Genomic DNA, 23,508 nt, shown 5'->3' on the forward strand with positions numbered 1-23,508 from the left:
CTTAACCGTCAACAAGCCATTATATGCGTTAGTATATAACGCATATAATGGCATCTTCACTACTTAATAACAACCTGCACCGCGGCACCCTTAACACCATCCGCAGTTGCGTTGAGCGTAGCATTGACCGCTTTACTGCCCGATTGTAGGATAACCTGGCAATGCCCGTTGAATAGCTTGCGTTTCCATTTGCCGGTGAGTATTTTATCATCTTCGTGGCTGCTTGGGTCGCCGTTGCCAACGCCTATTATGGTTGCGCCGCCGGTTACGTTAAAACTAATCTCCTGCATAACGTCGGGTACCTCAAGTCCGTTTTTATCCAACACCGAAACATTTACCACTACGGCATCGCTCCCATCGGCCAGTAATGTTTGCTTGGATGGGGTCAGCTTTAATTTATAAGCTGACCCGGTAGTTTTAACTTCGCTTACCAGTTTTTTACTGTTACGATAGCCAACCGCCTTTAACATACCCGGTCGATAAGCAACTTTCCACTGTAAGTGTTTGTTACGGGGCATAGCTTTTTTGCCCAAACTTTTCCCGTTCAGAAACAGCTCCACGTTATCAGCGTTTGAGTTTACCCAAACATCAATATTCTGCCCCTCTTTTCCGTGCCAGTTCCAGTGCGGAGAAATGTGCAGCACATCCTCATCCTTCCACCACGATTGGTAGTAGTAGTAAATATTTTTCGGAAAGCCGCAAACATCCATCACACCAAAATGCGAGCTGATGTTGGGCCATTTATATGGCGTAGGCTCTCCGCGATAGTCAAAGCCGGTCCATATAAAACCGCCCAGCCAAAAATCATTTTCGGCGGCAAGCGGCCACCACTGCTCAGCGGTACTGGCCCACCAAGGGGCCGTAATATCCTGATCGGGCAGGTAAGCCCTAACTGTATCCTTAACGTAAATACCGCGTGTGGTTACCGTACTCCCCATCTCTGTACCAATAATGGGCTGCTGCGGATGATCGCGGTGATAATCGGCAACGGCAAATTGCCTGTAGTTAAATCCACGAACGGGTATCACTTCGTTCACGCCGGTAAACACGTTCGCCAGGTCCGCGGCGTAAGTGCTTGTTCGGGTCGGGTCGAGCTGCTTTTGTTTGGCAAGCAAGGTTTGCGCAATACGCTTACCAATACCGTTTACCTGCGCATAACCCTCTTCATTTCCAATCGACCATAGGAAAACACTCGGATGGTTACGGTCGCGTTTCACAAGCCGCTCAAACTGATCCATATATTCCGGGCTGCTGTTCAGCAAACGCTGTTCATCAAGCACCAGCATACCCAGGCTGTCGCAAGCGTCGAGCAGCTCCGGCGTAGGCGCATGATGGCTTGCCCTGTACGCGTTAGATCCCATTTGCTTTAACAAACTGATGCGGTAATATTGCAGATAGTCAGGCAGTGCACTGCCTAATCCGGCATGATCCTGGTGGTTATTGGTACCTTTAATTTTAATGTGCTTGCCATTGAGGTAAACACCATCAGCCTTTATATCAATGCTGCGGATGCCGAATCGTATATCGCGCTTATCAACCACTTTGTCGCCTTGGCTAACAATTGTTTCCACGTGATACAGGTAAGGCTGCTCAATAGACCACAAGATTGGCTTATCCACTAAAACCTGCTGTTTCACCTGGGCTATTGCGTTGCTATTAACGCTTAGGTGCTGCACGTCAGTTTTAGCCACGACCTTACCCGAACGGTCTTTAATCAAGGCGTAAAAAGTCGCTTCCGCAGCCTGCAATCCGTCATTTTTAATATCGCCCTCAACGGTTATCATTGCCTTGCCATCCGCTTGAGTATTGGTATGTACAAACGTATCGTCTGTTACATGTAAATTATCGTAAGTGTTCAGCCAAACTTTGCGGTAAATACCCGCTCCTTCGTAAAACCAACCTTCGGACTGTGTGGCATCAGCGCGAACAACCAGTACGTTTTCTTTTTTAAAGTTGATGTAATCGGTAACGTCAAAAGTAAAACCCACGTAACCGCTTTGGTTTGCGGCAATGTAAAATCCGTTCAGCCAAACTTTAGCATCCCTGAAAATACCATCAAACGTAATACTGAAACGCTTACCCGAGTCGGTTGCTGTTACATTGAATTTTTTGCGGTACCAGCCAATGCTGTTTTCAGGAAATAAACCACCGAGGGCTTTGTAACCATGATCTTTCAGGTCATCGTTATCCTTGAAAACAAAGGGAAGTTCTACAGCCCAATCATGTGGTATTTGTACGGTTCGCCAGGCAGTATCATTAAAATCAACCGCTATGGCTGTTTTTTCGGCCCTGCCGGTTTTTGCAAAGATGTTTGACAGACCATAATTAAAATCTTTCTCTGCATTGGCGGCATGCCCAAGGTGAAACTTCCAACCGTCATTTAACAGTTGCCGCTTGCGTGGAGATTGCGCAAAAAGTTGTACAGAAACAAGAAGCAAAAACAGGCAGCCCAGGCCGCGGTACACAAAATTCATTAGTTTAATATTATTTGGTTTCGAGGCTTATGCCTTCTATAGTTACATTAAATGGTTTGGTATTATCGCCGGTAAGTAAAAGCTGTACACGCTCCATGTTCTTCAAAGAAAAGTTAGCAGTAGCTCCTGATTTAAATTTGAGCGTTTGAAAACCAGGGTACGGACGAGGCAGCAATACCAGCGAATCCGATTTGAAAGCGCTGAGCGGCACCTTAACTATCCCATCCGAAATGTTAATGACCGCGCTCCACGCATTAGCATCAGCATCAATTAACACCAGTTTTGCCGGTGTGTTACCTGCTGCATTTACGGTTATAAAGCTATACTGGCCCAGGTTAGCAGCGTGTGTTAAAATTTCGTCTTTAACAAACAGTTCTAATCCGCCTAACTCGTTTTTGCTTGGTTTATGGTTCAGGCTGATGGCTAAATTGCCATCCGTATTAGTTACATACTCATAGCTGTCAGTTTTCCATTCGGGCGAATAGACGATCACATTATCCCTGTCTCGCGCAGCATTGTAAAGCTGAACCGGGCTGCCCGGAGCCGATATGATGGTTTGATAATATTGCTGGTTTATATAATCCCACGCGAAAGGATCACCGGCCTGACCGCCGGGGTACACTACCGGCTCCTTACCTTTCGGCGTAACGGCTATGCGGTATTGCAGTAAACCCGGGCTCAATAAATCGGCAGGCACCATGCCCTCAAAAGTATAAGCGCCTGTTTGCTGCATCGGAATAACACGATATGCGCCGGTTAAGCGGTTAGCCAATACCCGCACACTGTCGCCTTCAGAAATTCCGGCTACAACAGCCTTTATTTTAAACGGCGAACCGGCTGCAACGCTATGGTAAGCCTGATGATTTACTTCGATTTTCAAGCTATCATCCGGCGGTGCCACAAACTCATTAAGCTTGATGTTTCCGTTGACAGGGGCGTCGCTTTTTTTGTAAGATTTACCGGATGCCGAGACAATGTATGTGCCCGGCTTGATGTTAAAAGCCCCTGCGGTAACCTTTGGTGTATATGAATTGCCAGCATTGATCGGCGTAACGCTTATACCCTTACTTATACCAGGAAGGTCAACGCTCATCTGCCTTTCGTTGCTGAAAATGCGGGTGACGTGTTTAGATAAAGAGGCTTTCGTAAACGGGTCGCTCACTGCAACGACATCAGGCATAACTTCCAGACGCCAGCTTCCGTTGGGCAGCCTATCTAAAAAATAAGCGCCGGTGCCGTTATAGTTAACTACCACTGATGAACCTACACCTGCAATATGCGCCAAAGCTGATGGCTTTACCGGTTTTGAGTCGGTTGAGTTGGCGTAGTAAAATTCGGTATCGCTGTTCATCTCGCTTAATTGATTTTTATAGCTAAGCCTGAACGGACCGAACAATGTATCTGCAGGGAATTTACCGTATGATTTAAATACAGGAACTGACCCAAAAACCTTACCGGCTATAAGCAAACTTATTGCTTTAGATGGTGTATAGGCCAGGTTAAGGTAATGCGTTTGATACTCGGTATTGGCGAAGGCGTTACCCAGCGGATCGTAAGCGAATTGCGTTGCCCATTGAAAACCGGCTTTTTTAAAACTGCGTGCCATAGCCGGATACATATACGGCTGCATTACATCGCCTGCATCAAACTCGTATACCATCCGGGCTTTATTCTTAAAATCCGGGATGGTATCAAACGGAATAATGTATTGATCAACCTGCGGCAGTAAATTCCCTTTATGCTGATGCCCGGCAACTAAGCCCGTAGGGTACCACTGAAAACTAAAACCGTCAGCAACGGATTTAGCTACCGCATCAGCATACCATGGCGATTCGCTGATATTGTAAAACACGGGCTTTGTCCAGCCCGTACTTTTTATAGCCGCGGCCATACGGTTAACATATTCGGTTGCGCGCGCCTTAGGCCCGCTATGGTGCGGCTCGTTATTAACCTCCGTAGCAATTATAAAGACATCCTTTACATAAGTTTTACCCGTGTATGGGTTTACATGACTAAAAAACTGCTTCAGATAACGCTCCTGGGCAACGTAGGCCTTTTCTTGTACAAGTGCTCCGTCTTTTCCGTAAACATCGCTAAAGCTCCCAGTGCGTTCATCCCGCTCCGGGTAGCCATTACCCCAAAAGGCTATTGGCGTAACAATAATGCGTATGCCCCGCTCCTCTAACTTGGCCAGCAAATAATCGAACAGGCGCAAGTGCTCATTTTGCTTCAGGTTACCTAACGAGTCGCTGATCTCGGTATCCCACACATGCACGCGGAAGGCATTAACACCCAGCCGGGCTAAGTGATACACATCCCGGTCAATAGCCTGCTCAATATTAATACCCTGCATTTTGTGCGAGCGATAACCGTAAGCAAACGGTAAAGTATAATTAACACCAAAAAAGGCGGCTTCTTTACCGTTTGCGGCGTAACGCATTATGCCTTTGCTGTCAATATAAATTTCGTTACCACTTTCAGCGGCAGCATTGCGCTGGGTAAATCCGGGCAAGGCAAAAAGCAGCATGAAGCCAGTTAGCAGGAGTAATCTCATCAATTAAAATTTTTCGATCAAAAATGCATCTAAAGCGATGGTTGGTTTTCCGCTGGTGTCAAAAGCACCAAGCTTGTAGCCTTCCCAATCATTGTATGATTGTGGTTCCCAATAGAACACGCCCAGCCCTTTTTTGCCATCAACGCTATTGGTTTTCAAAATAATGTCGGTTAAAAATGCCTTTGAGGCTGCGGCTTCGGTAGCCGGCATACCCACCTCGCACAGCATAACTTCACTGCCGTAGCGGGCAACCATATCGTTCATGTTGGCAAGGCACTGCTTGTTCAGGTTTTGCCAGGTTGATGCCGTTGGATAAAGCGACATACCGATAACATCCCATTTAGCGCCATTGGTTTTGAGGCCGTCAAATATCCAGCGGTATAAATTATTGTCGTACCCGTTTGAAAGGTGGACGATAACCTTACTGCTGCTGCTAACTGATTTTACCGCTTCGTACCCCGCATTTACCAGCTCGGCAAAGTTCTTCATATTTACTGATGCCTTACCGTCATTCCACAGCATACCGTCATTAGTTTCGTTGCCCACCTGCACCCATTCAGGCGTAATGCCTTTATCTTTCAGCGCATTCATTACGCCTACGGTGTAAGTACCAACGGTGGTTTTAAGGGCTGCAAAGTTCAGGTTGGCCCAGGCTGCAGGTTTGTTTTGATTACCCGGGTCGGCCCAGATATCGCTATAGTGCAAATCGAGCATAACGCGGTAACCCGCGTTTTTAGCCCGCACTGCTTTTTCAACCATATCGGCGGTGTTATTGTAACCATTGGTTGGGTTTACCCAGGCACGCAAACGGATCGAGTTCATGCCTTTACCTTTCAAAATGGTAAACAAATCCTGAGCGGCACCAGCGTTATTGTAGAACTTGATACCGTCATCTTCCATTTCACTTACCCAGCTCACATCAGCACCTTTGGCAAAACCCGCGTTTATCGGCTCATCCGGAAACTGCGGTGCACTTATATCCTTGTTGCAACCTGCCAGTAAACCGGCACATACCAACGCGGTCAGTATATAATTTTTTTTCATTTCAATTTTAAAGTTTGGTGATAGAATAGGTGTAGTTACCAGCTATGCTCAGGTTTAAAACAATGGCATACCTGCCTGCCGAAGTAATCGGGATATCTCCGCCGTTCAATTTAAGAAAACCATTTGCAGGATTGTTATCTCCGTAATTAATGGTCCAGTTGCCGTTAGCCCTGAATTTAAGCTTACCTACCGATAAATTGGCCGTTACCGTCCACCCTTTGGTGGTTGCGTTGAAGCTCATGTTGGTATCATTATCCCATCCGCCCGGTGTAGCATCGCCTACAATACCGAAGGTGGTTTTTTGCGCTTCCCAGGTATTGTTCTTGGTATTGGCTTTTAATAAATAATATCCTGTTGAAGGTACAAAAAGGTTGCCACCAGCTCCCGCTGCAAAGGTACCGCCGGCATAGCTATCGGTATTAGTACTGCTTGCCCAGCCGTAAGTGGTTGTCCAGTTTACATCGGTAGTTATTTTAAATATCAGGTTAGCGGCATCAGCAAAATTCACATAGCCTTCGTACTCTTTGTTATCTAATATCGATGCCACCTTTTCGGCAGTAGCAGGCGACCAACCCTGATAGGCCGCCGGTACGTGTAACGATGGATAGTTTACAATAACCGCGTAAGGTGTAGCTTTAACCTCAATTACGTTCGAGAACAAGGTATCCACATTAGTACGCAGTTCTGATTTTACCCTTACTTCCAGCTCGGCACTTGCGCCCGGTGTAAAACCCATTAATACGAGTGAATTGTTAAGATCGCCAACGGTGAATTTTTGCTCAAGCGCGGCAGTACCATCAAGTGCGTACTCGCGGGCAGCGGCAAACTTATTGCCTTTTTTGTCGATTTGTAAGGTGTACTGCACAGCTGCGTTGTAGCCATAATCAGCCTTGTTCCAGGTAAAAGTTACGGCATTGTCGTTTGCAGTTTCGCTGCTTAGCTGTATATCGGTAGCGCTTGATTTAAGGGTTGAGGCGGTGCCCTCTGCGGCTGACCTTACGGTCACCGTATCCTTTTTGCAGGCCTGCATTACCAGCAGGGCCATAGCTATAAATAAGCTTTTAATTATATAAGTTCTCATTTAATTAAGGTTTAATAGCCTTGGTTTTGCACAAGGTTAGGGTTAGCATTTACATCAGATGATGGTAGCGGGAAAAGATTACGGAACGCCTCAACTGCGCGGCCGTTGCGTGCGCCACCTTTCCATGGCCACAGGTAGCTGCTGCCGGTAAACCTGCCGTAACGGATTAAATCGCTCCGGCGGAAGCCCTCCCAGTAAAGCTCGCGGGTACGCTCGTTAAGCACATCGTTAAGCGTGTAACTGCTTATGTTGCCACTATTGTTACCATAGGCACGCTGGCGCAACAAATTGATATAACCGATTGCCGTAGCCTCAGAGCCTGCACCACCACGTTTAACCGCCTCGGCGTACACCAGGTACATTTCGGCAAGGCGGAACAGCGGAAAATCAGTGGAAGTATACACGCCATTTGGCGATGGTGGCGTAGCGCCGGTTGAGGTAATATTACTAAACTTAGCTACCGCTAAACCATCAGTAAAAATGGTGATGTCATCCATCTCAATTTTATTACCCGCGAACATGGCGCGTTTGTCGGTATTGCCGCTGTAGTCGCCAAAGGTTTCGGGCAGGTTACGTGTGCTGCGCATACCGCTCCAGCCGCCATTAGGTACACCAAAAGTAGCGGGCCCCATCGCGCCGCTTACGGCTGCATTAATCAGGTAAGTGGTACCGCCATAATTTTGAGAGTTTACGCCATCATAATTAATAGCGAAAATGGTTTCGGTATTGTTGAGGTTATTATCGCCCAAAAATAAACTACGGTATGAGGCATTAAGCGAATAAGCAGAGTTAATTACTTTTTCCGCATAAGTTATCGCTTCGTTATACTTATTGTTGCCTGATCCAAGGTATACTTCGGCATTCAGGTAGATCCGGGCAAGTAGCGCTTGCGCAGCAGCCTGATCTGCACGGCCATACTCATTTTGTTTAGCGGCTACCAGTTCCGGTTCAATAGCTTTTAATTCGCTTTCGATATAATTGAACAGGTTGGCACGGGTAGTTTGCGGCGGGGTGAACTTACCAATCGGGTCATTCTCTGTTACAAACGGCGGATTGCCAAACAAATCCATCAGCACCCAATACTCAAACGCGCGCAAAAAACGCGCTTCGGCGCGGTAACGGCGTATATTGTCGGCTTCGGCACCACTGATGTTGCGCGATGCGATCTTTTCGTCGGTTGACTCGCGGATGAACTCATTACATGCTGTGATATGATATAAACACCGGCTGTATAATCCGCGGATCATGACGTTGGTTGATGTCCAGTTCATCACATGGAAATCCTGTAATCCCGGGTCATTCCATACAATGGCGGCTTCATCAGTAGTAAGCTCCTGTAAATTCCAGAACAATCGTAAAAAGTCTGACGTGCCCTGGTCAATACCGGCAATATCGCCTTCACCGGCATCCGGGCCGCCGTTGCCGGTAAGCGCAAAGGCTCCGTAAATTTTCGCAAGCGATTGCTTGTAGCCTTCGGGCGTGCTGTACACCTTATCGGCTGTAAGTGCGTTTGTTGGCACACGGTCCAGGTCTTTCTGGCAACTGCTTATGGTTGCCGCCAGCATAATTACACCTGCTATATATTTAAATGCTTTCATGTTCGTAATTAAAAATCAAGGTTAACACCTAAAACGAATGTGCGCGGGCGCGGATAAAAGTTGTTATCGATGCCATTGGCAATCTCCGGGTCGAGGCCGGTATAATTGGTTATCACAAAAACATTCTGGCAATTGACGTTAACGCGCAAGCCAACTTTATCGCCAAAAATTTTACCGGCATTATAGCCTAAACCAAGGTTATCCATCCTCAGAAAGGAAGCATTCTCCAGGTAATAATCGCTCAGGTACTGGTTATTATCAAAGCCTGACTTGAAAATCTCGGTACTGGCGTTGCCCAAATAACCCGCAGGGTTAAGTATACCGCGTGTTACACCAACATTGGCTTTGGTGTTGTTATACACGTAGTTGCCTAAGTTTGAACGCAACACTGTTGAAAGCGACCATTTTTTATAATTAAGCTGCGTGCTAAAGCCGAGTATAAAGTTCGGCATGGCGGCTTTTACACGGTACAGGTCCTTCTCGTTGATTATGTTATCTCCGTTGAGATCTTCATAAATACCTTCTTTTGGTTTGCCATTAGCATCATACACCTGGCGGTACAGGTAAAATGTTTGGGGCCTGTAACCAACCGAGTTGATTTGCACGGTATTACCCGTTCCGCCTGAAATACCGCCCACCTGGTCGCCCGGGTAGGTTGGATTATTAACCGCGGTAAGGTTAGTAATACGGGTATTATTATAGGTAAAGTTGAAACCCATATCCCAACTAAACACCTTGTTTTTTACCGGTGATGCATTGATGCTGAACTCAACGCCCTTGTTTTCGATATTACCCACGTTGGTGGTAATAAAATTGCTGAAGTTTGAGCCAAGCGGAGACGGGATGCGGTTTAAAAGATCTTTGGTCTTTTTAAAATATACATCAAGCGCACCACTGATACGCCCGTTCAGGAAACCGAAATCAACACCGGCGTTATAGGTTGCGGTTTGCTCCCATTTTAACGATCTGTCATAAGCAGCCGGGGCATACATGTTGTAAAAGGTATCACCTAACTGATATTTAGCCGATGCAACGCTAAGCGCGTAAGTTGGCAGGTATGAGTAATACGGAATACCATCCTGCTGGCCGGTGATACCGTAGCTCAGGCGTAACTTCAGGTCGCTTAAGGTGTTCGACTCTTTCAGGAACGACTCCTGATTAATGCGCCAGGTTAAGGCGACCGAAGGGAAAACACCCCAGCGGTTTTCGGGAGCGAATTTAGATGAACCATCGGTACGTACCGATGCCGCTAAAATATACTTATCGGCAAGGGTATAAATTAAACGGCCGTAGTATGATATCAACGTATTTTGCGGCTTATCAAAAGGAAATAACGGTTGTGAGCCGGCTACTACCTGCCCGTTTGCGTTATAGCTTGGATAATAATATATCTTGGTTAAAAAATCGTAGTAACCGTAACCCGCAGTAGCGTTAATATTACTGTTTATTGATTTCAGGTCCTTGGTATAATTCAGGTAAAACTCCGCAACCTTATTGGTTACATCCTGCTGATAGCGGTTATCTACGCCACCCACTGCAAAACTTTGCGCCGCGTTGGCGGGCACATAAGTAGTTCCCTTGCCGTTTGATATGTCATACCCCAGGTTTAGGTTGGCGTGCAGTTCAGGCAAAAAATGCATACTGTAATCAAACTGCGCGTTACCATAGCTCCTTTTTACCTGGCTTTTACCCGTATTTTGTGCCAGCAAGGCTACCGGGTTGCGGGGCGCGTTAGGGTTCGGAATGGCATTGCCTACATTGTCAAAATTCGTCCATTCAAAGTAGTTGCCGAATGTATTTTTGGCGAATACCGGTTGGGTCGGATCAAAAAACACTGCCGAACCAATTGCGCCCTGGTTGGCAAAGCGGGTATCGGTAAGTGCGCCTTTTACGTTAACATCAACCTTTAAATGGTTATCCAAAAACTTAGGGTTAAGGGTTAAGGCACCGGTTGTACGCTGCAAATTATCGGTAACCAGTATACCTACTTGTTTAAGGTAACCTGCAGACACGCGGTACGGTATATTTTTGTATGAACCTGCTACGCTGATATTATTATCAGTACCCAACGAGGTTTGGTAAATTTCATCCTGCCAGTTGGTGTTGGCTTTACCCAACAACGCTTTCTGGTCGGCATTGCCTTTCTCGTTTACGTAAGCCCTGAACTGGTCGGCGGTAAGTACATCAACCTTTTTGCCTACTTTGTAAGCTGATAGCTGCGAGCTAAAGTTTACTTTAGGCGCACCCGACGCACCTTTTTTGGTGGTGATCAGTATAACACCGTTTGATGCACGCGAACCGTAAATGGCCGTTGCCGATGCATCTTTTAGAACTGTGAATGATTCTATATCATTCGGGTTAATTAAACTCAACGGATTTGAAGCACCTGATATGGCGTTATTGCTCAACGGCACCCCATCAATAACAATCAGCGGATCATTGCTCGCGGTAAGTGAAGCGCCACCCCTTATACGGATTGTGCTACCCGCCCCCGGCGCACCGCCGTTTGGCGTAATGGTAACACCGGGCACCTTACCTGCAATTAACTGCTCGGGCGTGGTAATGCTACCTTTCTGAAAATCTTTTGATGAAACGGTGGAGATAGCGCCGGTTACGCTCTTTTTTTGCTGGCTGCCGTAACCTATAATCACAACCTCATTTAAAGCCGAGGCAGCGGCGGGTTTCAGGTTAAAGGTTACGCCTTCGCTACCGGCGTTAAAGCTTTGCGAGAGTTGCTGGTATCCTAAAAATGTAACAGTAACGGTGGTCGCACCGGCTGGCAAACCTGTAAGTTTAAACTTGCCGTTTACATCAGTAGCGGTTGAGCGTGCACCGGCCGTAACAGAAGCGCCCGGCAGTGGCTGGCCTTTTTCATCAAGCACCTGCCCGCTAATGCTGCCGGTTTGCGCGAACGCAAAATTTACGGCCATAGCAAACAAGAGCAACAAAGTTGTTCGTAAATAAAAATTTCTCATTTAAAAGTGGTTTATTGGTAACGCGACGTTTATAATCGGACTACAATAATAGGCTGATAATTATGCCTGACGTTTGTTCAAATCATCATAAAAGTTGTTCGTTTTAACTTAATTTGAGCTCAAAACGCGCTTTTTATATAACATTGCCCTAACAGGCGCATAATATTGAAAGCAATTACCGTCAGCCGGACATATTTAAATAATGTTACCTAAATTAGGCCGTTATAAAATCTAAATGCCCTCAATCCTTTGTAGAAAAATAATTACGGGTACCCTGTACGCTGTGTGTACCTGGCTGTGTTTAACGCTTACCGCGGTTACCGTTAAAGCGCAGGACATGGTATTTGATCACATCGGCAATAACGAAGGGTTATCAAACAGCACCATACAAGCCATCATTCAGGATAAGCGGGGCTTTATGTGGATAGGCACGCGCGATGGCCTTAACCTGTATGACGGGCGGCAGATCACGGTTTTCAGAAACGTGCCGGGCGTTCTTAATTCCCTTAGCGACAATTTTATTACCTGTTTATATACCGACCGCGAAAATAACCTTTGGGTTGGTACCAGCAACGGCCTTAATCAATACAATAACCACTTACGCACATTCACGGCTTATGTAGGTAAAGATCAGCCGGGCGTTGCCTTACACGGCAACCGCGTAAATGCCATATTTGAAGACACGCAAAAGCGCCTTTGGATTGGTACTAACGGCGGGCTTAACCTGATGGATCGATCAAGCGGGACATTTAAACTGATGCATTCCGGCGGTGCTGTAAATTGTATTTTTCAGGATAGAGATAAAAATATTTGGCTCGGCACCGAACGCGGACTTGTAAACTATACTGCTAAAGGCGAACCCATTTTTAATACCGCTGTTAGCAGCATACAACAGGACAGTAACGGCAATTTATGGTTAGCTACGGAAAGTAACGGATTGATCAGTTATAACATAGCCAAAAATACTCCTACATTTTACCGCCATAGCGATGCCGACCCAAATAGCCTGGGCAGCGACCTGATATTAGCTTTGCTCGCCGATAAAAGGGGACAAATTTGGGTGGGTACCATAAACGGCGGCCTAAATATATTTAACCCGGCAACTAACGGCTTCAAAAAACACACATACCGAGTGGGGTTTGAGGATGGGCTATCGCAGCGTACCATAAGTGCCTTGTTTGAGGACAGGCAGGGCAACTATTGGATAGGCACCCACCGCGGCGGCGTAAATGTATACTCACCAAAGGCCCGTAAGTTTAAGGTTTACCGGCAGCAACCATCGGGAAAAGGGCTTAGTTATAACGATGTAAAGTGTTTTGAGCAGGATCATTTAGGCCGCATATGGATTGGCACCGATGGCGGCGGATTAAACCTGTTTGATAAAGCCGGCAATACCTTTAAAGTATACAATAATAAAGTTAACGACAGGAACAGCCTTGGATCTGACGCGGTGCTCGACCTGACTGAAGACAGGCAAAAACGAATGTGGATAGCCACCTGGGGCGGTGGGTTAAACTTATTCAATCCGCAAACGCAAAGCTTTACAAAGTACATCAATAAAGCGGACGATGCTACGTCGCTATCATCAAACTTTGTACAAAAGGTTTACCAGGATAACGAAGGCAAATTATGGGTAGGCACCTACTTTGGTGGCTTAAATATTTTTCAACCCGAAAGCGGCAAGTTTCGCCGTATAATCAGAGGTTCCGGAAACTCCGTTTTAAGTGGCAACAATATTTTATCTATAAATGAAGATGCCTACAACGACCTGTGGATAGGCACTGATGATGGCGGCCTGAACCGTTACAACAAGCAAACCGGCGCATTTAAGCACTATTTTACACAAGCGCCGCGTATGCCTGATATCCGGGTAATATTTTCGGATAGTAAAAAACGATTGTGGATCGGGCAGTCGGGTTTGTATGTGTTTGACAGAAAAGCCGACACTTTTCGTGTTGTTACCAACAATGCCGGACTCGATCATGTATTTATTAAGGGTATAACCGAAGATAATAGCGGGCAGTTGTGGATCTCTACCTCGAACGGGTTGCTGCGTTTTAATCCTGAAACCAACAAAGTAACCACTTATAACACCTCGGATGGTTTGCAGGCCATGGAGTTTGAGGCAAACGCGTTTATGAAAGCCCGCGACGGTGAAATGTATTTTGGCGGCATAAACGGCTTTAACACTTTCTATCCGGAAAAGATAAATGCCAACACTTATATGCCGCCGGTGTACATAACCGGTTTCCAGATATTTAACAGGGAGGTTTTTATAGGCCCGGGCTCGCCGCTTAAGCAAGATATCAGCATAACCAAAACTATAAGGCTCGATTATCAGCAATCGAGCATATCATTCGCCTTCGCTGCGCTAAATTATATAGCGCCGCAAAACAACCTGTATGCCTACAAACTTTCGGGCATTGATAAAAATTACGTGTACACCAAGGCCAACAAGGCGGTTTATACCAACCTTGACCCGGGTACATACACATTCCATGTAAAGGCTGCTAACAACGATGGGCTATGGAATAACAAAGGCGTAAGCCTCACCATAATTATAACGCCGCCCTGGTGGCAAACCTGGTGGTTTAAGGTGATTGTAGCGCTGTTTGCCGGGGCAGCGGTGTACATTTTTTTACGCTACAGGCATCAGCAACAACTCAAAAAGCTTGAGGAGCAAAAACGGGAAGAGATACATCAAACCCAGCTGCAGTTTTTTACCAATATATCGCACGAGTTCAGAACGCCGCTGAGCCTCATCCTCGGACCGGTTGAAAACCTCATCAACAGCGATCAGCAAAAACCGGGTACCGAACTCGCCCAGGCGCATAGCACTATTTACCGCAATGCCAAAAGACTAATGCATTTGGTTAGCGAGCTGATGGATTTCCGTAAAGCGGAGTCGGGATCACTGCGCCTGAAGGTAGCCCAAGGTAACATTGCCTTATTTTTACAGGAAATTACCGGCGAGTTTAGCAACTGGGCGCTGCAAAAAGGGATAACTTTCAATATTGATATCAGCAACGCGCGAGACGCCGTTTTATTTGACAGGCAGGTACTCGAAAAAATACTACTGAACCTGATCAACAATGCCCTAAAATACACTAACAACGGCGGCGAAGTATGGGTTAAGCTATTGTTTGATCCGGAAAAATATGTGTCGCGCTTTACGCATGAGCTTAAAATTGATAATGCGTACAGCGGCAGGGAATACATGTACATTGTGGTGGCCGATACGGGTGTGGGTATCTCAGCCGAATCAATGCCTAACCTTTTTCAACGTTACTACCGTATTGCCTCTGCGCACCTTGGTTCGGGCATCGGGCTGGCATTTGTTAAAACGCTTACACTGTTGCATAAAGGCTACATTAAGGTTTACAGCAAACGCAACGGTGGCACGGATATTTTGATAGCGCTGCCTATAACTGAAACAGATTACAGTGCTGCGGAGCGCTGGAAAGCCAATACAGATACTGCTGCCGACCTTTTTAGTAACGATGATTTTTTTGAGTATACCGAGGAAAACGTTGTCGAACAGATAGATGACCACAGCGGCAAGCATCACTTAAAAAATATTTTGCTTGTTGATGATAATGTGGAGCTACGCAACTTTTTGCAGGATTCGCTGCAAAAGCATTTCCGAATCACAGTAGCCGGTAACGGCGTTGAAGGCCTGGCCAAGGTGGAAGCGCAAACGCCCGACCTTATAATCAGCGATGTGATGATGCCCGAAATGGACGGCATGGAGTTTTGCCGCCATGTAAAACAGGATTGGCAAACCATGCACATCCCCTTTATTATGCTCACCGCCCGCAACGCGCTGGAAGCGCAGTTAGAAGGCATTGGCTCGGGCGCGGATAGTTATTTACCCAAGCCGGTAAGCATTAACCTGCTGCTGCTAACCATCAACAATATTTTTAACCGGCAAAACCGCCTAAAAAACCGTTATACCGAAGATTACGCTTTCGAGGCTAAAGATGCTGCCCGTACCGAAAAAAACCGCCAGTTTATCAATGACCTGATCCGTATAATTGAAGAAAGTATTGCCGACCCGCTGCTGGATGTACAATACTTATGCGATGCGCTCAACATGAGCCGCACCAAGCTTTACGAGTTGATTAAGCAGCTTACCGGGCAATCTATCATTGAATTTATCCGCACCGTGCGGCTTAATAAGGCTAAACATATACTTACGCACGAGGAAATATCAATTGCCGAAGTAATATTGCGGGTAGGTATACAAACGCAGGCTTATTTTACCAAGGCGTTCAAAAAAGAATTCGGTAAAACACCATCGCAGTACCTGCAGGAGCTTGAGAAAAAAGATTAAGTTGGTTATTGGTTAGCGCTATCGCTCCGCAAACTAACGGATATTAGTTTATAGCCGGCATCCGTACGCAAAAAATCAAAGTGATCCTGTTGGATATCGCCGTCTTTATGGTAAGTGATAACAACTTGCTTTACCGGGTATTTTCTATACAACGCGGCTCCGCAGTCATCAAAGTATTTCTCAAATCCTATTGAGTTATAATCAAAAATGTACGGGTTAAGGCTATCAGTAAACACGTGGTATTCGCAGGCCGGATTATTGAGATTGAGCAAAAGAGGCCTTATAACACTGAATTGCTGGTCGATGAATTCTTCTTTGCTCCTTTTTTTCCATTGCTCGCTATTACCCCAGTTATAAATCGAATCATCGCATAGCTTAAGCAAGTTTTCAGCGGTTAAATTTTTCAATAGTGAATCCTTCAACCATGCTTTAAATTCCCTATCGAAACTTATAAAAGAATAATACTCACCGTTTACAGCCTTAAAACTTTCTCGCAAAGGGTTATCGCTCGGTTTTTTTAGAATCAACAGCGAATATAAATTCAGATCATCATCATATTTAAAATCATTTACTAAAAGTTTGTTCCTCGTATCTATCAATACCTCTTTACCGCCCACCCAAGGGTATTGGTTATGTTCATCTATTTTGCCTGCGTCAAAAGTTCCGCCTTTTAAGGCTACTATCAGCCCGTTGGCAACGGGCGTTAAATTATTATACTCGGCCGGGATGGCAACGTCACCCTTTCCGTTGAACATGCCCACCTTATATGTGGCGCTATCTCTGAAACGGATAAAACCTTCACTTTCACAATCAGGAGTGTTATCAAAAATATATAGTTGCTCCACTCCCACTTTTTTGCCTGATTTTGTAAGATAATAAGATGACCATTTGCCATTTGTGTTTTCAGTTACCGCCTTGATGTTAACGAATTTACCTCCGAATGTAAGTCCTGAAAACTTAGGCCTGATCATCACTTTACCTGCTTTATCCTTAAAACCAACCAAGGTAGAATCAGCATTCCAAAACGATATCCAAACGCTTTTATCCTGGCTGAATAACAGGCACGGCGTAAACATAATGATGATAAATAATATTACTTTGGTATTCATCTATGTAAGATTAAGATCTATAAAAAACGTGTAAATAATCATTATCATATTTTAAAATACTACTCTTAAAGGCATACCTAAAAGGCAGATATTCAATATTTATGATAAATTTTATAAACACCGTTAGAATACTCATCCGCTGCAAACTTTGCTGAATTGCCGTTTGCGGAAATTTCAATTATATAGTGAGAAGATTTTCTTCCGCTCCCATCATCCTCAACAAATAATCTCTCTCCCGTTAATTTCCACTCGTGATCCCAGATATTTAGCCCGTTAATTTCATAGTACTAACCTCTTATAATAGTTGTACTAACAGTAAAATCTCGTCTTGTATCCATTTTAGATTACTATGCTAATGTAATTATAGCTTTTAAATTTAAATCTAACATCAACCATCGTAGACTGTAATAGTCATGCTATTGCCATCTTGATCTCTTATGACATTTTAATGGAACAATCATTCCGAATTGAATATATATTTGCGGAACGATTATTCCAAAATAGAAATTAAATCACAATGAAAAAGTTAGAAAACAAGGTAGCCGTAGTAACCGGAGCTTCAAAAGGTATAGGCGCAGGCATAGCTAAAGATCTGGCAGCAGCAGGTGCCACAGTAGTGGTAAATTATGCATCATCAAAAGAAGGTGCCGATAAAGTAGTTGCTGAAATTGAAAGTTTAGGTGGCAAAGCCATTGCTGTACAAGGTGATGTTGCTAATCCCGCAGACGTTGACCGCCTTTTTGCCGAAACCAAACAATCATTTGGCCAGGTTGACATATTGGTTAACAATGCAGGTGTATACAACTTCGGTTCAATTGAAGATTTTGATGCGAATGAGTATCATCGCCAGTTCAATATCAACGTATTGGGCTTATTGCAAGCCAGCCAGGCAGCGGTTAAAAGCTTTGGTGAGAATGGTGGCAGCATCATCAACATCGGCTCAACCATTACTAACCTGAATATGCCGGGCAGTGTAATTTACACCGCTACAAAAAGCGCTGTTGAGGCCATTACTAAAGTGCTTTCAAAAGAGCTTGGCCCTAAAAACATCCGCGTTAACTCCATTAACCCGGGTATGGTTGAAACCGAAGGCACCCATACTGCCGGTTTGATCGGTAGCGACATGCACCACGAAGTTACCAAAACCACACCGCTCGGCCGTATTGGTCAGCCGGATGACATTGCACCTGTAGCGGTATTCCTCGCATCAGATGATTCACGCTGGTTAACCGGTGAAATACTGGTGGTAAGCGGCGGTGTACGCTAATTATCGGCAGCCGTAAAACAGGTTAATGTAACGGCTGTTAAACATTTAATATAAAATAAATTAGCTTTGCTCACTAAAGGGCAAAGCTTTTTCGGTTATGGCACGTAGTAAAGATTTTGATGAAGAAGAGGTTTTAAAAAAAGCTGTATGCACATTTTGGCATAAGGGGTACAATGCTACATCTATGCAGGATTTGGTAGATGCCCTTGGTATAAGCCGCTCAAGCCTGTACGATACCTATGGAGATAAGCACACGCTGTACATAAAGGCGCTTGAATATTACCAAAACTCGGGCAGTAACCACATGTGCGATTTGGCCAACAGCCCCATCCCCGCCAGGCAGGCCATCCGCCAAATGCTGGAGTACACTGCTACCGCGCTTTTAAGCGACGAACAGCAAAAAGGTTGTTTTATGGTAAATGCCGAAATAGAGGTTGCCCCACATGATACCGAAGTACGCAATATTGTTTGTAAAACCGAGCAGCGCACTGAGGAGAGCTTTTACATCGCCATAAAAAAAGGGCAGGAAAAAGGCGATATCACCAGCAAACAGGATGCAAGGGCGCTGGCCCGCTTTTTATATAACGCCGTAAAGGGCATACAGGTACTGGCGAAATCAAGTACTGATAAAGCCTTTTTTGATGATATTATTAATACCACCCTCTCCGTATTGGATTGATCCGGCTTAAAATGTTAATTTGCGCTATGAGCAAGTTACAGGGAGCATTCAGGTTATTTGACGAATATAATATGCAGGACCCGCGCACACTGGAATGGGACGGCACCACGTATCCGTTTGAGTATGCCTATGCTTTGCGATTGTATGACTGGGTTTTAAAGCTACAGCCTGGTGCCTGTGAAGAATTGCTTTTAGCATCGCGCAGCCAGCACATTGGCCGCTGGGAAATGCCGCGGGAGAGTTATCCTGAAGGACGTGAGCCTTACCTGAAATGGCGTAAAGACCTCGCTCAGCATCACGCTACCGTTACCGCCCGGCTAATGCAGCAGGCCGGTTACAGCGATGAGCAGATTGACCGTGTAAGCGAGATCATCCTGAAAAAACGTATTAAAGTTGACGCGGATGTACAAACCATGGAGAACGCACTTTGCCTTGTTTTCCTGGAATATCAGTATGAGGATTTCCGTAAAAAGTATGAGGGCGACCCGGAAAAAATGGTGAACATCCTGTACAAATCCCTTTTAAAGATGGACGCGCATGGCCACGCTTTTGCCTTGCAACTCCCCTACTCTGATGGTGGCCTGGAGCTTATTCAGCAAGCACTAACCCGCATGGCTAAATAAGCCAACTCATATCTTATCTAATGCCTTGCGCCTGCCTTTGCCGTTATTTTTAAACTGGCTTGGCGTTAAACCCGTAACCGTTTTAAACTGCGCCGAAAGGTGCGCGCTGCTGCTGTAACCCATTTTCCAGGCAATCTCATTGAGATTTAGCTCGCCGTACTCAAGCAGTTCTTTTACTTTCTCTATTTTTTGCTGGATGATGAATTTCTCAATAGTGGTATCTTCACTATCCGAAAACTGGCGACTAAGCTGTCCGTAATCCTTATGCAGATGATCAGCCAAGTAAGCCGAAAAGTTCACCTGTTGCTCGGCCAGGTCACTATGGTGTACCTTTTCAACGATGAGGTTTTTGATGCGCTCAACCAGTTTGTCTTTCTCGTTGTCCATCAGCTCAAAACCTAATACTTTTAATGAAGAAGCGATGGCTGCAAGCGCGATAGCATCCGGCTCCGGCTGTACGGTAACGCTGCCCAGATCAATAGCCGTAACCGTAAAGCCCAAACCTTCCAGTTGCTGCCGTACCACCAGGATGCAGCGATCACAAACCATATTTTTAATGTGCAGCACCATGTTTAGTTAAATGCTTTCGGCCTGGTAGCCTTTTTCTTTAAGCGCGGTTATAACGGCTTGTTCAGATAGCGCATCGTCGCTGTTTATCGTCAACACCTTTTCGGGCGAGGCTACATCTACCTGCCAGTCTATAACACCTTCAAGGCTGTTTAATGCCGGGGTTACAGCGGCTATACAGCCACCACATTTTATGTTGGTTTTGAATTTTAATGTTTCCATATATGTTGATAATAACAAAATTAAATATAGAGTTTTGAAAATTTTAACCGCAGGCTATTGCTCACTACCGATACCGAACTTAAAGCCATCGCGGCCCCGGCTATCATCGGGTTAAGCAAAAAACCGTTAACCGGGTATAATATGCCTGCCGCTATCGGTATGCCGATCAGGTTATAAATAAACGCCCAAAACAGGTTTTGCCGTATGGCTTTCACCGTTAAGCGGGATAAGCGCAGTGCCTTTGGCACCTGTCGCAGATCAGACGATACCAGGGTTATTTTGGCTACATCCATGGCGATATCGGTACCCTTGCCCATGGCTATACTTACATCAGCCTGTGCCAGCGCCTGGCTATCATTAATTCCATCGCCGGCCATGGCTACTACCTTGCCCTGTTGCTGCAATTGTTTTATAAAACCGGCTTTATCTGATGGCAATACATCAGCCTGGTAATGTTTTATACCGGCCTGCCGGGCAATGGCGGCGGCGGTTTGCTGGTTATCTCCGGTAAGCATATATACTTCTATGACCTGACGGATTAATTGCCGTATTGCCTCAGCCGAGCCCTCCTTTATAGCATCGCTGATAACGGCGACAGCGAGCACCTGCCTGTCATCAGCAAAATAGATAACGGTTTTTGCTTTATTCTGAAAACGGCTTAGAGCCTCAGCCAGGTCAGCCGGGATTGCTATCTGTTTTTCGGCAATCAGTTTATGGCTGCCTGCGTAATAAGTTACGCCGTTATACCCGGCCTTTACACCACGACCGGTTATGCTTTCAAAAGCATCGAGTTTAACAGTTGAAGCATCTTTTAAATCATCACACGCTACAATAGCTCCCGCTAAGGGATGTTCAGATTGCTTCTCTAAACTGAAAAAAATACTTTTAAGCATTGATATATTATCGGAAACGGAGTCCCCCCATAACAACTCGTTTACATCGGGTTTGCCTACGGTGAGGGTGCCTGTTTTATCAAATACAATAGCGTTTACTTTGTGGCCGAGTTCAAGCGCCTCGGCGTCTTTTATTAAAATACCCTCTTCGGCACCTTTGCCCACGCCTACCATAATGGCTGTAGGCGTGGCTAAACCTAACGCGCAGGGGCAAGCAATAACCAGCACGGTAACCATCGCCATTAAGCCATGCGTTAAGGCATGTTGTCCACCCGCTATCAGCCAAACAGCAAAACTCAACAAGGCTATACCCATTACAACGGGCACAAATATGCTTGCAATCTTATCAGCCAGTTTTTGCACGGGCGCTTTTGAACCCTGGGCATCCTGCACCATTTTTATGATGTGCGCCAGCATCGTGTCAGCCCCGACCTTTTCGGCCCGGAAACGGAAGCTGCCTTTTTGGTTGATGGTGCCTGCAAGCACGCTATCTCCTGCTTTTTTTTCAAGCGGCACCGGCTCCCCGCTGATCATGCTTTCATCAACAAAAGAATTGCCATCGGTCACCATACCATCCACCGCTACCTTTTCGCCGGGTTTAACCATGATGATGTCGCCAACGTTCACCTCGGCAAGCGGCTGTGTTACCTCTGCCCCATTCTTTAACACTAAAACCGTATTGGGTTGCAAACCCATCAGTTTTTTTATGGCTGATGAGGTATTTGATTTGGCTTTTTCTTCCAGCAATTTTCCCAGCATAATAAATACGATGACCACCGAAGCCGCCTCATAATACACATGCGGGTGCAAACCCTGCCTGTGCCAAAACTCAGGGTAAAATGTATTGAACAGGCTGAACAAAAAAGCGATGCCGGTGCTCATGGCCACCAGCGTATCCATATTAGCCTTGCCGTGCGATGCCTGCTTAAACGCGCTCACAAAAAATCCGCGACCGGCCCCAAACAACACCGGCCCGCTAAGCGCCAACATAATGTAATTGGCATACGGTATATCCATCAAAAACATACCGATCACTACCACGGGCAGCGTTAATATAGCCGCGTAAATAAAATTATTTTTCAGCTTTTTATAATGATCCTGCTGTGCTTCGGCCTGCTTCTCGGTGGCGTTTTCTGTATCCACTATCAAATCATACCCAATGGATTGGACAGCCTTTTGCATAGCGATGCGATTTACCTCGGCATTGTTATAAGTAACCTTGAGGGTTTGGGCGGCATAGTTCACAGCGGCTTCCTTAACCCCCTGTTGCGCGGCTACCATACTTTCAACACTGCCTGCACAGGCCGCACAACTCATGCCCGTTACCGGGAAAATTTCTGTTTTTAAACTGTGTGCCGCCATAATGATCTTGAATTTATACTACAAATTTACTTAGAGCAAGGCGCTCATCTCTTACATCATTATGTAAAAGATTTATAGAATAGTGAACCCCTCCTAATCCTCCCTAAGGAGGAGGACTTATTTCAACCTCCTTTCGGATGGTTAGCTGGACTTGATTGCTTTTACCAATAATGTGTTTTACCTATAGATCTTTAAAAGAAAAAAGAGCGTAGGGCTGGCAGAAAACCGGGCCGGGAGTATGGCCGTGTGCGGCTGAAGGTTTTTTCTGCCTTGACTTTTGGTTACTTTGTGTCTAAGACAAAGTAACTGGCCTCTGCGGCCAAGAGCAGGCTGACGATGAATAGAACACAACCGGTTAATAGTAGCATCTTCATTACCTGTCCTGAATTTCTTTTGAGCGATCAAAAGAAACAAGACTTAGCGTCAGCGATCTCATGAGCAGCAATAAAAACATACAAAAGCGAATGAATCGCCGGCTACGTCCTGCCCGGTGAAAGGTTGTGCCTTGGTAGGATTTGTGCTACTCCGGGCATTACTGATGCCGGTTGATAGGGTATTAATTGCTTGTGCTTTTGCCAAAAATAATTCACTCCTCGGGAGGGTCAGGGAGAGATCCGCACACTACTCATTTTATTTGACTCCCTCTCCTTCGGAGAGGGACGGGATTAGGTATTAAGGTTAATTAACGGCTACTAACAGCTAATTTAAGCAATAAAACCACCTACCT

The 23,508-nt window shown here is 45.6% G+C and carries 14 protein-coding genes; 4 read left to right on the top strand and 10 right to left on the bottom strand.

The genetic code is table 11. The features are described 5' to 3' along the window. Nucleotides 1-59: 59 nt before the first annotated feature. Genes galA through LT679_RS14885 form a run of 6 tightly spaced genes read right to left on the bottom strand, consistent with a single transcriptional unit; the run spans nucleotide 60 to nucleotide 11,681 of the window. Complete coding sequence (gene galA / locus LT679_RS14860; protein WP_232178389.1) at nucleotides 60-2,474, bottom strand: beta-galactosidase GalA; 2,415 nt, start codon at nucleotides 2,472-2,474, stop codon at nucleotides 60-62. 10 nt (nucleotides 2,475-2,484) lie between these two features. After that, nucleotides 2,485-5,028, bottom strand: a complete 2,544-nt coding sequence (locus LT679_RS14865) for a membrane or secreted protein (RefSeq protein WP_232178390.1) — start codon at nucleotides 5,026-5,028, stop codon at nucleotides 2,485-2,487. 3 nt (nucleotides 5,029-5,031) lie between these two features. Then, nucleotides 5,032-6,072, bottom strand: a complete 1,041-nt coding sequence (locus LT679_RS14870; protein ID WP_232178391.1) for a glycoside hydrolase family 53 protein — start codon at nucleotides 6,070-6,072, stop codon at nucleotides 5,032-5,034. 7 nt (nucleotides 6,073-6,079) lie between these two features. Continuing rightward, nucleotides 6,080-7,153 carry a SusE domain-containing protein gene (locus LT679_RS14875; RefSeq protein WP_232178392.1) on the bottom strand — a complete coding sequence of 358 codons (1,074 nt, stop codon included), beginning with the start codon at nucleotides 7,151-7,153 and terminating at the stop codon, nucleotides 6,080-6,082. A gap of 11 nt (nucleotides 7,154-7,164) precedes the next feature. Beyond that, the gene (locus tag LT679_RS14880; RefSeq protein ID WP_232178393.1) at nucleotides 7,165-8,751 is read right to left on the bottom strand and encodes a RagB/SusD family nutrient uptake outer membrane protein; all 1,587 of its coding nucleotides are present in this window, start codon (nucleotides 8,749-8,751) and stop codon (nucleotides 7,165-7,167) included. A gap of 8 nt (nucleotides 8,752-8,759) precedes the next feature. Next, on the bottom strand, nucleotides 8,760-11,681 hold the full coding sequence (locus LT679_RS14885) for a SusC/RagA family TonB-linked outer membrane protein (protein WP_232178394.1): 2,922 nt from the start codon (nucleotides 11,679-11,681) through the stop codon (nucleotides 8,760-8,762). A 280-nt stretch (nucleotides 11,682-11,961) separates the two neighbouring features. Between LT679_RS14885 and LT679_RS14890 the strand changes: the two genes are divergently transcribed. Next, nucleotides 11,962-16,059 (top strand): hybrid sensor histidine kinase/response regulator transcription factor, encoded by a 4,098-nt coding sequence (locus LT679_RS14890; protein ID WP_232178395.1) that lies wholly within the window; start codon nucleotides 11,962-11,964, stop codon nucleotides 16,057-16,059. A gap of 5 nt (nucleotides 16,060-16,064) precedes the next feature. Here LT679_RS14890 and LT679_RS14895 read toward each other — a convergent pair whose 3' ends face one another. Further along, a complete protein-coding gene (locus LT679_RS14895; RefSeq protein WP_232178396.1) occupies nucleotides 16,065-17,168 on the bottom strand; it encodes a hypothetical protein in 1,104 nt (367 codons plus the stop codon). A 517-nt stretch (nucleotides 17,169-17,685) separates the two neighbouring features. Here LT679_RS14895 and LT679_RS14900 point away from each other — a divergent pair. From LT679_RS14900 to LT679_RS14910, 3 genes are all read left to right on the top strand, one after another. Next, nucleotides 17,686-18,435 carry an SDR family NAD(P)-dependent oxidoreductase gene (locus LT679_RS14900; RefSeq protein ID WP_232178397.1) on the top strand — a complete coding sequence of 250 codons (750 nt, stop codon included), beginning with the start codon at nucleotides 17,686-17,688 and terminating at the stop codon, nucleotides 18,433-18,435. A gap of 97 nt (nucleotides 18,436-18,532) precedes the next feature. After that, nucleotides 18,533-19,114, top strand: a complete 582-nt coding sequence (locus tag LT679_RS14905; protein ID WP_232178398.1) for a TetR/AcrR family transcriptional regulator — start codon at nucleotides 18,533-18,535, stop codon at nucleotides 19,112-19,114. Between the two features lie 26 nt (nucleotides 19,115-19,140). Beyond that, on the top strand, nucleotides 19,141-19,737 hold the full coding sequence (locus LT679_RS14910) for a DUF4202 domain-containing protein (protein WP_232178399.1): 597 nt from the start codon (nucleotides 19,141-19,143) through the stop codon (nucleotides 19,735-19,737). Between the two features lie 6 nt (nucleotides 19,738-19,743). On the opposite strand, the gene LT679_RS14915 is transcribed toward LT679_RS14910, so the two are convergent. Genes LT679_RS14915 through LT679_RS14925 form a run of 3 tightly spaced genes read right to left on the bottom strand, consistent with a single transcriptional unit; the run spans nucleotide 19,744 to nucleotide 22,781 of the window. After that, entirely contained in the window at nucleotides 19,744-20,307 is a 564-nt protein-coding gene (locus tag LT679_RS14915) for a helix-turn-helix domain-containing protein (RefSeq protein ID WP_232178400.1), read from the bottom strand. Nucleotides 20,308-20,313: 6 nt separating this feature from the next. Continuing rightward, nucleotides 20,314-20,526 (bottom strand): heavy-metal-associated domain-containing protein, encoded by a 213-nt coding sequence (locus LT679_RS14920; RefSeq protein ID WP_232178401.1) that lies wholly within the window; start codon nucleotides 20,524-20,526, stop codon nucleotides 20,314-20,316. A gap of 20 nt (nucleotides 20,527-20,546) precedes the next feature. Further along, a complete protein-coding gene (locus tag LT679_RS14925) occupies nucleotides 20,547-22,781 on the bottom strand; it encodes a heavy metal translocating P-type ATPase (protein ID WP_232178402.1) in 2,235 nt (744 codons plus the stop codon). Nucleotides 22,782-23,508: the final 727 nt, after the last annotated feature.

This window comes from Mucilaginibacter roseus (assembly GCF_021215455.1).
GTDB classification, from domain to species: domain Bacteria; phylum Bacteroidota; class Bacteroidia; order Sphingobacteriales; family Sphingobacteriaceae; genus Mucilaginibacter; species Mucilaginibacter roseus.

Bases quoted from the DNA above. Each gene is read 5' to 3' on its own strand.
- galA (WP_232178389.1), bottom strand. From the start codon at position 2,474: ATGAATTTTGTGTACCGCGGCCTGGGCTGCCTGTTTTTGCTTCTTGTT.
- LT679_RS14865 (WP_232178390.1), bottom strand. From the start codon at position 5,028: ATGAGATTACTCCTGCTAACTGGCTTCATGCTGCTTTTTGCCTTGCCC.
- LT679_RS14870 (WP_232178391.1), bottom strand. From the start codon at position 6,072: ATGAAAAAAAATTATATACTGACCGCGTTGGTATGTGCCGGTTTACTG.
- LT679_RS14875 (WP_232178392.1), bottom strand. From the start codon at position 7,153: ATGAGAACTTATATAATTAAAAGCTTATTTATAGCTATGGCCCTGCTG.
- LT679_RS14880 (WP_232178393.1), bottom strand. From the start codon at position 8,751: ATGAAAGCATTTAAATATATAGCAGGTGTAATTATGCTGGCGGCAACC.
- LT679_RS14885 (WP_232178394.1), bottom strand. From the start codon at position 11,681: ATGGCCGTAAATTTTGCGTTCGCGCAAACCGGCAGCATTAGCGGGCAG.
- LT679_RS14890 (WP_232178395.1), top strand. From the start codon at position 11,962: ATGCCCTCAATCCTTTGTAGAAAAATAATTACGGGTACCCTGTACGCT.
- LT679_RS14895 (WP_232178396.1), bottom strand. From the start codon at position 17,168: ATGAATACCAAAGTAATATTATTTATCATCATTATGTTTACGCCGTGC.
- LT679_RS14900 (WP_232178397.1), top strand. From the start codon at position 17,686: ATGAAAAAGTTAGAAAACAAGGTAGCCGTAGTAACCGGAGCTTCAAAA.
- LT679_RS14905 (WP_232178398.1), top strand. From the start codon at position 18,533: ATGGCACGTAGTAAAGATTTTGATGAAGAAGAGGTTTTAAAAAAAGCT.
- LT679_RS14910 (WP_232178399.1), top strand. From the start codon at position 19,141: ATGAGCAAGTTACAGGGAGCATTCAGGTTATTTGACGAATATAATATG.
- LT679_RS14915 (WP_232178400.1), bottom strand. From the start codon at position 20,307: ATGGTGCTGCACATTAAAAATATGGTTTGTGATCGCTGCATCCTGGTG.
- LT679_RS14920 (WP_232178401.1), bottom strand. From the start codon at position 20,526: ATGGAAACATTAAAATTCAAAACCAACATAAAATGTGGTGGCTGTATA.
- LT679_RS14925 (WP_232178402.1), bottom strand. From the start codon at position 22,781: ATGGCGGCACACAGTTTAAAAACAGAAATTTTCCCGGTAACGGGCATG.